The sequence below is a fragment of the Aquimarina litoralis genome (assembly GCF_019295435.1).
Taxonomy (GTDB): Bacteria; Bacteroidota; Bacteroidia; order Flavobacteriales; family Flavobacteriaceae; genus Aquimarina; species Aquimarina litoralis_A.
The window spans coordinates 1-12,251 of sequence record NZ_WEKL01000015.1; the positions used below are offsets into that span (position 1 = coordinate 1).

Sequence of the window (12,251 nt, forward strand, 5' to 3'; positions counted from 1 at the left end):
AATAACATAGGTGGGTAATCCAGTAAATAAAAAATCTTGTAGGTATACAGTGATTTCTAAGTTGGTGTATCCATTAAATAGTTGATATAAAACGGCTATGATGATTAATAGGATATCAAACAATATACTGATCACGATTAATGAACTAATTTTAGCCAAAAGAACGGTTAATGAGGAGTGCGGAGTGCTATCAATTACCTGACTGATGTTACTTTTTCTTTCTCTCCATACCAATTCGCCACTAAAAAAGACTGCTATAATCATTCCCATGATCATACTAATAGGACGGTTAAAAGCTATTATTTTACTGGTGACATGATACGACTGTAATCCCAAATATTCGAATCCGTTTAGTAGTTTGTTGAGTAAAATAAGTACTCCAAAAAAGAGTAGTATTTTGAAGGTGTTACTTTTTAAAATTGTATAAAGATTACTCTTAAAAAAGCTACTGTATTGTAACCAGAATGTATGAATATCAAAACGGCTATTGATGGTAGGCAAATAAAAGGTTTGCGAAGATTTGATATGATTGACCTTCTTTTTTAATCCTTTGATTTTTTGTTGTTTTTGAACAAACGAAAAAGAAAAATAAGAAATCATGATGGTAGCTATTGCTATAGACATCCAAAGCAATCTATTGATAAGTACCCAGCCAGAAAAAGAGACTACTTCTGTGTTTTTCTCTATTGGAGTAAAGTATTTAGTATCTATAGTATAAGCTCTTAATCCTGTTACATCAGTCAATGCAGCGAAACCTTCTGTGCTGATATCATTCATAAATGTGCCAGAAAGTAAATACAACACTATAATGATAATCGTGGCAATAAATGAAATAATGGTGCTTTTCCATTTGTTGGCAATCGCAAAAATGATTGCTCCAAAAACAAAAATATTTGGCAAAACGAACAATAGGAAGTTATTGACAAATACATAAGGAGCTAAAGTGCTGATCTTTTTAGTGGTTTCCATTCCAGATTCCAGACCTATTTGTGTGCCTATAGAAAATCCTACAAAAACACCTAATAAAGGAATTGTTGCTAAACATAAACTACCCAAAAATCTACCGAAATAATAACTTGCTTTATGTGTGGATGTGCTAAATAAGATCCCTGCAAAATTGTTTTGATAATCTTTTAAAGCAGCATTATTAAAATATGCCGTTGCAATGAGCAGTGCTATGATACTTAGATTAGCAGTATACATGCTGATTACATACGGAGCATTTTTGAAAACAGTTCCTGTGGCACCTCCAAAAGTAATATCCACATTAACGGCACCCATTGCGGATATCACGGTAAAAATAAACAAGAATATATACAGCATAGGTCTTTTAAAACCAGTGATGATTTCTTGTAATAAGAATGCTTTAAACATAGTCATAGTGGTGGAATTTTAATTGTTGTTAATTTTCGAAAAGAACACATCCTCTAGTGTTGGAGGTACTTGCTGAAAACCTTCAGATGGTTTTTCAGCGCTGAGTACATGGATTAAAGGTTGACCTCCAACCATTTTATTAGAAATTACGGTATGGGTATTATGGTAGCTTTCTAGTTCGTGATGATGAATGAGTTTTTCCCAAACTTTATTATGTAGTTCATCAATAACCTGTTGAGGTCTGCCATGACAAATTATTTGACCATGATTCATAATCGCCATATTTTGACATAGTTCTCTAACATCTTCAACAATGTGGGTAGAAAGGATAACAATAACATCATTGGCAACTTTGGCTAAAAGATTATGAAATCTATTTCTTTCGCCAGGATCTAAACCAGCAGTAGGCTCATCGACAATAATCAGTTTTGGATTGCCAATTAATGCTTGTGCAATACCTATTCTCTGCTTCATTCCTCCAGAGAATCCTTTTACCTCTTTATTGCGTTTATCATATAGGTTTACTTTCTGTAATAAGTAGTTTACGAGTTCTTTGCGCTGTTTTTTTGCAGATACTCCTTTTAGTATGGCTATATGATCTAATAATTGCCTAGCCGTAATTTTGGGATAAACACCAAATTCTTGTGGTAAATATCCTAGCACTTTTCTTAGAGCGATAGGATTTTTTATGATGTCTATTTCTCCTAAAAATGCAGAACCACTATCTACTTCTTGTAATGTGGATAAGGTTCTCATTAAGGATGATTTTCCCGCACCATTAGGACCCAATAAGCCGAACATACCGCTAGATATTTCTAATGAAAGATTGTCTAATGCTTTGACTCCGTTAGCATAGGTTTTATTTAAATTGTTGAGTATTAGATTCATTTTGTTCCGTTTTTGATTAGGAAACAAATAAATTCTAATTGCTGATCTCTAACTATTTAATTTATCGAACTCCTACTTTTAGATCGTAAAAAGGTGTGAATCATCAATCAACTAAGTTCATTTACAAAAACCACAAGTTCATGGATGAATTTTAGCTTTTCATTGATTAGAATAGGTTGTTCAAGTAGTGAATTCTATTTTTGTCGTATGATTACGATACATAAAAAGCGCTTTGTGATACATCTAATACTATTGTTAAGTATTGCTATCCTACTATCCATGCTCATGGTTTTTTCTTCAAAAGAAAACCTTTCGGTAGATGTTTTACCAGAGTTCTTTCTACAAACTGCATCGAGTATTTTTCTTTTGTTAGCACCACCAGTGTATTTCAATATCTATTGGTTGATTCCGAATTTTCTTGTCAAAAAGAAATATCTTATGTATGGAATTATTGTTATTGCTTTAGTGGCCATTTGGGGATTTGTTTTAGGATATGGAGAGCCTTGGATGGATCGAAATTGGTTTAATGAACCTAATGAAGAACCCAATTATGGCGTAGGTATTATAGGAACTGTTTTATTGTTAATTATTACCACATTACTGCATATCGCATATCGATGGTTTATTCAATTATCGACCATAAAACAAATAGAGAATGATCAATTGCATTTAGAACTGTCGTCTTTAAAAAATCAAATCAACCCTCATTTCTTCTTTAATACACTCAATAATTTATATGCGTTGTCTTTAGAAAAATCTGATCAAACCCCTTCTGTTATCCTGAAGTTATCAGAAATGATGCGGTATACCATTTATGATTGCAAAGAACAAGAAGTTTCATTAGAAGGCGAAGTAACCTATATGGAGAACTTTATTGCGCTGCAAAAAGTGAGGCATCATAAAAGAGGTGTGATTACTTTAAAAAATGACATCCGTGATACCAATATTAAAATTGCGCCCATGATTTTAATTGTGTTTATTGAGAACGCCTTTAAGCACGGTTTTGATTTATTAGATAAAGAAGCGTTTATTAATATCAGCTTAAAGAATGAAGCGAATGTACTTCATTTTTATATTGAAAATAATTTTGGTACTACTACAGAAAAACATGAAAAAGGAATCGGTCTCGAAAATGTGAAAAGAAGATTAGCATTACTATATCCTGATACGCACGAACTTAAAATTGTTAGAAACGAAACGCTATTTAGTGTTCACCTAAAATTATATGTATGATGAAATGTTTAATAGTAGATGATGAACCACTTGCGCATAGCGTCATTAATAATTATTGTGATAATCTTTCATTTATAGAGATCGAAAAGGAGTGTTATTCTGCTTTTGAGGCGATCAATTATTTAAATGAAAATCAGGTTGACTTGATATTTTTAGATATAAACATGCCAAAATTAAAAGGTTTAGACTTTTTAAGAACATTAACCAATCCTCCTTTGATTATTATTACTTCGGCATATCAAGAATACGCAATGGAGGGATATGAACTCGCTATTCAGGATTATTTACTAAAGCCTTTTAGTTTTGAGCGTTTTTTAAAAGCTGTTAATAAAGCGGCTCAACAAAAAAAATTACTAGAGACTTCTAAAAGCAAAAGTGAGCTTGAGATGACGGTCAATACTTCACCTAAAGTCATTTCTACGCTTCCCAATGATTATGAAGAACATATTTTTATTAAAGGAGATAAAAAAACACATCAAGTAGCCTTAGATACTATTTTATACTTAGAAAGTGTGGGTAGCTATGTAAAGATTTATGTAGAAGATAAAACAATTATCACTTTAGACCGACTGACGAATTTTGAAAACAAACTACCTCAAAACTTGTTTGTAAGAGTGCATCGTTCTTATATCATAGCGATTAGAAAAATTGATTTTATCGAAGGAAATCGTATAAAAATTAGCGACAAACATATTCCTGTAGGAAGTGTTTACAAACAAAATTTGGCTAAGTTTCTAAAATAGGCTTGGTTTAACTTTATAAGGTTCAATAAAAAAAGCCCTAGTTTTCACTAAGGCTTTTGGGTGGTCCCACTTGGGCTTCCTTCGAGTCGTACCTCCCTCAGGATAAACTTCTCACCCAAGATTTGTTTCACTTTGTTCCACAAAAAAAGCCCTTGCTAATTGCAAGGACTTTTCCACTACGTGGTCCCACTTGGGCTCGAACCAAGGACCCCCTGATTATGAGTCAGGTGCTCTAACCAGCTGAGCTATGGGACCTAAAACGGAGGGCAAATTTAAGTAATTGATATAAACACGCCAAACATTTTTTATAATTTAATTGATCTCTTGACAAAGCTCTACCAAAACACCATTTGTTGTTTTAGGATGTACAAAGGCAACTAGCTTGTTATCAGCTCCTTTTTTAGGGGTTTTATTGATCAATTGAAATCCTTCTTTTTCCAGTCTTTCTAATTCTTTTTCAATATCGTCTACATCAAAAGCAATATGATGGATGCCTTCGCCTTTTTTGGCAATAAACTTTCCAATAGGGCCATCTTCACTGGTGCTTGCCAAAAGTTCGATCTTGTTTTCGCCAACTTTAAAGAAAGAAGTAATCACCGCTTCACTTTCTACAGTTTCTTCTTTATACGGAGCAACACCTAGTAATTGTTCGTAAAGTGTATTGGCCTTTTCGATATCTTTTACAGCAATGCCTATATGTTCAATTTTGTTGATATGATTCACAAGTTTAAATTTTAATAATTATTAGATAACGAGGATAAAAGTACAAAATAGCTGTATGCAAAGGATTTTCTATCAAAAGAAAATCAATACATCGCATAATTAGCTATTTTTGCAGATATGGAAACAAATAGACAGAAAAAAATAGGAGGCGTATTGCAACGTGATGTAGCAGATGTAATACAACTTGCATTACGTGAAGCAGGAGTACAGGGTATTTTGGTTTCTGTAACCAAAGTGAGTGTTACCACAGATCTATCCATTGCCAAAGTATATATGAGTGTGTTTCCTCATAATGAAGGAGAAAAAGTATTACAAGAAGTAAATGCTGTAAAATCACAAATCAAACATCAGGTAGCCCAGCGCACTAAAAATCAACTGCGTCGTATGCCGGAATTATCCTATTTTATTGATGATTCTTTAGAGTATATTGACAATATCGAAAGAGCCATTAAGGGAGAAGAAAACCCTTTAGAAAATCCGGATTTATTACCAAAACGTAAGAAAAAGTAATATTTTAAGTTAATACAATACATAAAGCAGTTATAACCACATATTCTGTTATCTTTATTAAAAAATAGCTGATTAAGATTTTGCACCAAATAATTTGAAGTTTCCTTTATACATCGCCAAGCGGTATTTGTTTTCACCGGGTAGTAGTAATGCAATTAATATCATTACAGGTATTGCAGCAGCTGGTGTAGTTATAGGAGCGATGTCCTTATTCTTGGTTTTATGTGGTTTTGCAGGTTTGAAAGATTTTAGCCTACAGTTTTCTTCGTATTTTGATCCTGATCTGAAAGTATTTCCATCAAGTGGAAAAACATTTACCATTACCGAAGATCAAAAAAAGAAATTAGCTGCTATGGAAGGTGTGGTAGGTTTTTCGGAAGTTATTGAAGAACGTGTGTTTTTGGAGTTTAAAGACAAGCAAAAAACAGGTTTCATCAAAGGTGTAGATACCAGTTATAACAAGGTTATTACAACGGATAGTATCGTATTTGCCGGAGAATGGTTAACAGGAAATGATGCACAAGTAGTGGCAGGTTATGGAATCAGTAGAGAATTAGGAATGGGAGTAGAGCAGATCTATACCAACTTCTTAAATATCTATGTTCCTAAACCGGGAAAGGGAATTCCGAAAGATCCATCAAAAGCCTTTCGAAAAAAAGCAGTAGTGAACACTGGAATTTATGCAGTGAATGAAGATTTAGATAAGAAATACGTTTTTTCTACGATTGGTTTGGCAAGAGACTTATTAAACTTACCTAAAGATCAGGTTACTAACGTAGAGTTAAAATTGTCTCCTGATACAGATGAGGACACCATCAGAGCGCAATTAATTGCACTGTTTGAAGACGAGGTGATTGTAAAAAACCGTATTCAATTGAATGATACTTTATATCGAATGTTGAATACTGAAAACTTAGCAGCGTATTTAATTATCACCTTGATCGCGATCATCGCGCTGTTTAATGTAGCAGGAGCGATTATTATGATGATCATTGATAAGAAGAAAAACATACAGACTTTATATAACCTAGGTGCTAATTTGCATAAAATTAGACAGGTATTCTTATTTCAAGGATCTTTGATGACTATTTTAGGTGCTTTATTAGGACTTCTGTTAGGTTTTATCATCATTGTATGTCAGCAACAATTTGGCTTGTTGATGATTACACCAACATTGCCGTATCCTACAAAAATTACAGTGGTAAGTTTTGTAATCGTTTTTCTAACAATTACCGTGATCGGTATCGTAGCTTCTTTACTAGCGTCTAGTAGAATCAATCAGCGCTTAATACGCTTCTAGAAACTTATAGTTAAGCGAACTCAAATCCTGCAAACTTCTCTTGCACTTCATCAAAAGCGGCAAATACATCTTTAGAATCATCGCTAGTGACCATTTTGGTACGATATTCTTTAAAATGAGGAATTCCTTTAAAGTAATTGGTATAATGTCTTCGGGTTTCGAAAACGCCTAATTTTTCTCCTTTCCAATCAATCGACATTTGTAAGTGTCTACGTGCTGCAATTACTCTTTCTTCAATGGTTGGAGGTGGTAAATGTTCTCCCGTTTTGAAATAGTGTTTTACTTCTTTGAAAAACCATGGATATCCGATACTAGCACGACCGATCATTGCACCATCCAATCCATATTGATCTCGCATTTCTACGGCTCGTTCAGGACTGTCTACATCTCCGTTTCCAAATACAGGAATATGCATTCTGGGATTGTTTTTTACTTCTGCAATAGGTTTCCAATCTGCATTTCCTTTATACATCTGGGCTCTTGTACGTCCATGAATGGAAATGGCCTTACAGCCTACATCTTGCAAACGTTCTGCTACTTCTACAATTTTTATAGAATTATGATCCCAACCTAATCTGGTTTTTACTGTTACCGGTAGTTTGGTATGTTCGACCATTGCTTTGGTTAGAGAAACCATTAGATCGATGTCTTTTAAGATACCAGCTCCAGCTCCTTTGCTTACTACTTTTTTTACAGGACATCCAAAGTTAATATCTATGATATCTGGTCCTGATGCTTCTACGATCTCAACAGATTTTAGCATAGAATCCAAATTGGCTCCAAAAATTTGAATACCAACCGGACGTTCTTTTTCATAGATATCCAACTTCATCACACTCTTTGCTGCGTCTCGAATTAATCCTTCGCTGGATATAAATTCAGTATATACAACATCTGCTCCTTGTTCTTTACATAATGCTCTAAATGGTGGATCACTTACATCCTCCATCGGTGCTAATAGTAAAGGAAATTCTCCTACATCAATGTCTCCTATCTTTGCCAAAACTTCTGTTTGATAAATATTAAACGTAATTCTCTGCAAAAGTACGAATTCTAACGAATCTTCATTATAATACCATTTCTCATATGAAATGACCGTATAAAATTGTCTCTTTTGACTTGATGCTTCGTCACAAAATGTATCGATAGCTAAGGCTATCCATAAATTTTCTTCCTTGTCTAAATCCAAAATAGCTCAATTTTACATTTCAGTAATTTCATATAAGAACTGGTATAAGATTAAATCTGAAACGAGAATCATTTAAAAATCAAGTATTGATGATATAAACCTTCTAAAATCGATTATATTTGCAAACTCAATGATTTATCCACATTGTGGAGTTTGATTTTCTGTGATTTGAACAGATATATTGGGCCTATAAAAGCATTGAATGTATTCGGGCAGGGATAGAAGTGACATCCTTTTTTGTTTACTCGATAATCGAGATTTGAATGTTCCAAGGCTTGCCCAGAGGCAGTTTACTAGGGAAAAAGCGATGGAAAAACAAAAAAGATACAACGGATAACCCGGTTTAGCCCGCCAAAAAAAAGAATGATGAAGAACATAAGAAATTTTTGCATTATTGCGCATATTGATCATGGTAAGAGTACGCTAGCTGATCGATTATTGGATTATACAGGTTCTGTTACCGCTAGAGAGGCTCAGAATCAGTTATTGGACAATATGGATCTGGAACGTGAGCGTGGAATTACGATCAAGAGTCACGCAATCCAGATGGAGTATAAGTATAAGGGTGAGGAGTATATTTTAAACCTGATTGATACTCCAGGACACGTAGATTTTTCTTATGAGGTTTCTCGTTCTATTGCCGCTTGTGAAGGTGCTTTGTTGATTGTAGATGCTGCACAAAGTATACAGGCGCAAACGATATCCAATCTATATCTTGCGTTGGATAATGATTTAGAAATTATTCCGGTACTGAATAAAATAGATTTGYCAAGTGCGAATCCTGAAGAAGTTACAGATGATATTGTAGACCTATTGGGTTGTGATCCTGAAGAAGTTATTCCTGCTAGTGCAAAAACAGGAATCGGAATTGAAGAAATTCTGAATGCCATTATTGAAAGAGTACCAGCTCCTGAAGGGAATCCTAATGAGCCATTACAGGCATTGATTTTTGATTCGGTTTATAATTCTTTTAGAGGAGTAGAAACCTATTTTAAGGTAGTAAATGGAGAAATAAAAAAAGGGCAGCAAATTAAATTTGTAGCTACTGGGAAAGTTTATTCTGCAGATGAAGTGGGTACTTTAAAATTAAACCAGGTGCCTAAAAAAGATATTAAGACAGGAGATGTTGGATATCTGATTACAGGTATAAAGGATGCTAGAGAAGTAAAGGTAGGAGATACTATTACTGATGCAAAAACGCCAACAAAAAATGCTATTGAAGGTTTTGAAGATGTAAAACCTATGGTATTCGCAGGTATTTATCCTGTGGATACTGAGGATTATGAAGAACTTCGTGCTTCTATGGAAAAATTGCAGTTGAATGATGCTTCCTTAGTTTTTGTGCCAGAAAGTTCTGCAGCTTTAGGTTTTGGATTTCGATGTGGATTTTTAGGGATGTTACATATGGAAATCATTCAGGAACGTTTAGAGCGAGAGTTTAATATGACCGTAATTACTACGGTACCAAACGTATCTTACCATGCGTTTACAAATAAGAACCCTGATGATATTATTGTAGTAAATAATCCATCTGATTTACCTGATCCTTCTGCTATGAATAGAGTAGAAGAACCATATATAAAAGCTTCTATTATTACCAAAGCTGATTTTGTAGGATCTGTAATGTCATTATGTATTGAAAAACGAGGTGAGATTACAAATCAAACGTATCTTACTACTGAGCGTGTGGAGCTTACTTTTGATATGCCATTGGCAGAAATTGTATTCGATTTTTATGATCGACTAAAAACAGTTTCTAAAGGATATGCATCGTTTGATTATACTCCGATAGGTATGCGAACCTCTAAATTAGTAAAAGTGGATATCTTATTAAATGGGAATACTGTAGATGCGTTATCTGCTTTATTACATAAAGATAATGCCTATACAATTRGTAAAAAGATCTGCGAAAAGCTTAAAGATCTTATTCCTAGACAACAATTTGATATTCCAATACAAGCTGCTATTGGAGCAAAATTTATTGCAAGAGAAACTGTAAAAGCGTTAAGAAAAGATGTAACTGCTAAGTGTTATGGTGGTGATATTTCTCGAAAGCGTAAATTATTAGAAAAGCAGAAAAAGGGTAAGAAGCGTATGCGTCAGGTAGGTAATGTTGAAATTCCGCAAGAAGCATTTATGGCAGTTTTAAAACTGAATGATTAAACTAGCTGAAGTAAGAAAAAGGCTTCTTTCAACAATATAAAAAATACGACAAAACGCACTTTTTTAAGCTAAAGTGCGTTTTTTATTTTATTTTTATATCTTTGCTCGCGAATATAGCTCCCCAATATAATTTCTATATTCATTAAAACTTAATTCATATAACCCCTATTATTATGCAGAAGTTTTTAACTAGACAACCGATATACGTTTACTTCTTTATTATATCTATTGTATTAGCTTGCATATCTTAAGATCATAGCAGATAATCTTATCAAAATCAAAATCTATAGTGTAGTTTGTTTTTTTGCTGCTATCATTTTAGAAAGCATATATTCTACACCATTCTCATCGTTACTTTTTGTCATGTAATTCGCCACTTCCTTTACATTAGGATGGGCATTTTGCATGGCAAAACTATAGGTAGCTCTAGACATCATTTCTAGGTCATTGTTATAATCCCCAAAAACCATGGTTTCTTCTTTAGAGATGTCTAAGCTTTTTTGAACGTTCTTCAGTGCATGTCCTTTATTAGCGTCATTATGAGATAAGTCTAGCCATACTTTACCAGAGACTTTGACTTTTAATCTATTTTCTAGATGTTTTAAGGCTGGATATAAATATTGTTCAGAACCTTTTTCGTTGCAAATAGCAATTTTTAAGTATTGATCATCAATAACTTCAGAAAGATCTTTTACAATCTCATATTTGCCATAAAACTCATTGAGCATATTTTCAAATGGTTTTCCATAATCTTCGATATATGCTTTTTTACGACCACAAAGAATCACTTGTGAACCTTCTAATTTTTGTGTGATTTCTAATAGCTCCAAGTAGGTATCTCGATCAATTTCGGTTCTCTGCAATTCCTGATCTCTATGCATTGTCAAAGCGCCATTTTCGGCTATGACAATCATATCATCTTTAATCGCATTTAGTTTGTGTAGGATACTATAATATTGCCTACCACTTGCAGCAACAAAGGTGACACCTAGTTCCTTTAATTCATCAAATAGATAAAAGAAGGACTGACTTACTTCTCCTCTAGAATTGAGAAGCGTTCCATCCATATCTGTAGCGACTAATTTTATTTTGGATAAATCCATAGAATATTGATTAAAATCCCTGTAAAGGTATTAGAGTTTGCAATAAGACGTTCGATTATTACTGTAAAATTTGTATTAAATTGCTTTTTTTATCCATATCCTATGAAATTCTTTCAAAAAGAAATACACTTAAGACCTTATMCAAGGGGTTTTCATTTAATCACAGAGGAAGTGCTTTCTGAAATTCCTGAGATTAGCAAGATTGCTATTGGACAATTACAGGTTTTTATCAAGCATACTTCTGCAAGTTTGACCATTAATGAAAATGCAGATCCGACGGTAAGACAAGATTTTGAAAGCCATATGAACAAAATGGTTCCAGAAAATGCACCTTATTATTTACATACATATGAAGGTGCTGATGATATGCCAGCACATATCAAGGCTTCCTTAATGGGAACTTCTATACAATTACCCATCACTAAGGGTACACCTAACCTAGGAATATGGCAAGGAATTTATCTTTGCGAACACAGAGATTATGGCGGTTCCAGAAAATTAGTACTTACAGCTTTTGGTTCTTAGAACCAATTTGCCCAAGGAATCATATATAACATTGCAGCAAAAGCTATTGTATAAAAAATAGCCAACATTTTAAATTTTGGCGTGGAAGTCAACTTCTTTTTATGTTTTGAATATCCAATTGTAATCAAAGTAACAACTACTATCATCGTAAACGGATGTTCTACATTATACAAACGAAGCAAAGGATCTCCCATAATATCTTTTACGGGTACATTTTTAAACCACATAATGGTAGGGGATACAAAAAATATGACAATCCCAATAAGTAATTGTATATGAGTTACGATCAACGCAAAAAGAGATATTCTAAAATCTTTTGGCGCATATTCTCTTTTTGTAAAAAAACCGATAAGCGCATTGATAGTTGCTAAAGTTACAATAAGAACAACTAGATATGCCCAATAGGAGTGAACGATTTGTATTGCTTCGTACATAATGATATGTTTAGTTTATCCAAAGGTAAACATTATGCATAAAAAAACCTCGCTCTAATTGAGTGA

The 12,251-nt window shown here is 33.6% G+C and carries 11 protein-coding genes, 1 tRNA gene and 1 pseudogene; 6 read left to right on the forward strand and 7 right to left on the reverse strand.

The annotated features are described in order from the left end of the window. Positions 1-1,380: pseudogene (locus GBO31_RS09900) on the reverse strand (hypothetical protein); the annotation flags it as partial. Positions 1,381-1,392: 12 nt separating this feature from the next. After that, a complete protein-coding gene (locus GBO31_RS09905; RefSeq protein ID WP_219008180.1) occupies positions 1,393-2,262 on the reverse strand; it encodes an ABC transporter ATP-binding protein in 870 nt (289 codons plus the stop codon). 234 nt (positions 2,263-2,496) lie between these two features. On the opposite strand from GBO31_RS09905, the gene GBO31_RS09910 reads away from it, so the two are divergent. Together GBO31_RS09910 and GBO31_RS09915 are read left to right on the forward strand one after the other, a co-directional pair. Continuing rightward, complete coding sequence (locus GBO31_RS09910; RefSeq protein WP_219008181.1) at positions 2,497-3,495, forward strand: sensor histidine kinase; 999 nt, start codon at positions 2,497-2,499, stop codon at positions 3,493-3,495. Continuing rightward, positions 3,492-4,238: a LytR/AlgR family response regulator transcription factor gene (locus tag GBO31_RS09915; protein ID WP_343211302.1), complete on the forward strand. Its 747-nt coding sequence runs from the start codon at positions 3,492-3,494 to the stop codon at positions 4,236-4,238. The genes GBO31_RS09910 and GBO31_RS09915 overlap by 4 nt, the downstream gene beginning before the upstream one ends. 181 nt (positions 4,239-4,419) lie before the next feature. Here the strand turns inward: GBO31_RS09915 and GBO31_RS09920 are convergent. Next, a tRNA-Ile gene (locus GBO31_RS09920) sits at positions 4,420-4,493 on the reverse strand. Positions 4,494-4,550: 57 nt separating this feature from the next. Further along, on the reverse strand, positions 4,551-4,952 hold the full coding sequence (mce, locus tag GBO31_RS09925) for a methylmalonyl-CoA epimerase (protein ID WP_219008245.1): 402 nt from the start codon (positions 4,950-4,952) through the stop codon (positions 4,551-4,553). Positions 4,953-5,078: 126 nt separating this feature from the next. On the opposite strand from mce, the gene rbfA reads away from it, so the two are divergent. Further along, positions 5,079-5,471 carry a 30S ribosome-binding factor RbfA gene (rbfA, locus tag GBO31_RS09930; RefSeq protein ID WP_219008182.1) on the forward strand — a complete coding sequence of 131 codons (393 nt, stop codon included), beginning with the start codon at positions 5,079-5,081 and terminating at the stop codon, positions 5,469-5,471. A gap of 94 nt (positions 5,472-5,565) precedes the next feature. Beyond that, positions 5,566-6,771, forward strand: a complete 1,206-nt coding sequence (locus GBO31_RS09935) for an ABC transporter permease (protein ID WP_219008183.1) — start codon at positions 5,566-5,568, stop codon at positions 6,769-6,771. A 10-nt stretch (positions 6,772-6,781) separates the two neighbouring features. Here GBO31_RS09935 and dusB read toward each other — a convergent pair whose 3' ends face one another. Further along, positions 6,782-7,774, reverse strand: coding sequence for a tRNA dihydrouridine synthase DusB (dusB, locus tag GBO31_RS09940; RefSeq protein ID WP_219008246.1), 993 nt, complete (start codon positions 7,772-7,774; stop codon positions 6,782-6,784). Positions 7,775-8,326: 552 nt separating this feature from the next. On the opposite strand from dusB, the gene lepA reads away from it, so the two are divergent. Next, positions 8,327-10,123, forward strand: coding sequence for a translation elongation factor 4 (gene lepA, locus GBO31_RS09945; protein WP_219008247.1), 1,797 nt, complete (start codon positions 8,327-8,329; stop codon positions 10,121-10,123). A gap of 284 nt (positions 10,124-10,407) precedes the next feature. Here the strand turns inward: lepA and GBO31_RS09950 are convergent, their stop codons facing one another. Continuing rightward, positions 10,408-11,226 carry an HAD family hydrolase gene (locus GBO31_RS09950; RefSeq protein ID WP_219008184.1) on the reverse strand — a complete coding sequence of 273 codons (819 nt, stop codon included), beginning with the start codon at positions 11,224-11,226 and terminating at the stop codon, positions 10,408-10,410. A gap of 102 nt (positions 11,227-11,328) precedes the next feature. On the opposite strand from GBO31_RS09950, the gene GBO31_RS09955 reads away from it, so the two are divergent. Then, a complete protein-coding gene (locus tag GBO31_RS09955; RefSeq protein WP_219008185.1) occupies positions 11,329-11,751 on the forward strand; it encodes a secondary thiamine-phosphate synthase enzyme YjbQ in 423 nt (140 codons plus the stop codon). On the opposite strand, the gene GBO31_RS09960 is transcribed toward GBO31_RS09955, so the two are convergent. Then, on the reverse strand, positions 11,748-12,185 hold the full coding sequence (locus GBO31_RS09960) for a hypothetical protein (protein WP_219008186.1): 438 nt from the start codon (positions 12,183-12,185) through the stop codon (positions 11,748-11,750). The genes GBO31_RS09955 and GBO31_RS09960 overlap by 4 nt on opposite strands. Positions 12,186-12,251 lie beyond the last annotated feature (66 nt).

Excerpts from the sequence above, each read along its gene's own strand:
- GBO31_RS09950 (WP_219008184.1), bottom strand. The coding sequence starts at position 11,226 with ATGGATTTATCCAAAATAAAATTAGTCGCTACAGATATGGATGGAACG.
- GBO31_RS09915 (WP_343211302.1), top strand. The coding sequence starts at position 3,492 with ATGATGAAATGTTTAATAGTAGATGATGAACCACTTGCGCATAGCGTC.
- GBO31_RS09960 (WP_219008186.1), bottom strand. The coding sequence starts at position 12,185 with ATGTACGAAGCAATACAAATCGTTCACTCCTATTGGGCATATCTAGTT.
- rbfA (WP_219008182.1), top strand. The coding sequence starts at position 5,079 with ATGGAAACAAATAGACAGAAAAAAATAGGAGGCGTATTGCAACGTGAT.
- GBO31_RS09905 (WP_219008180.1), bottom strand. The coding sequence starts at position 2,262 with ATGAATCTAATACTCAACAATTTAAATAAAACCTATGCTAACGGAGTC.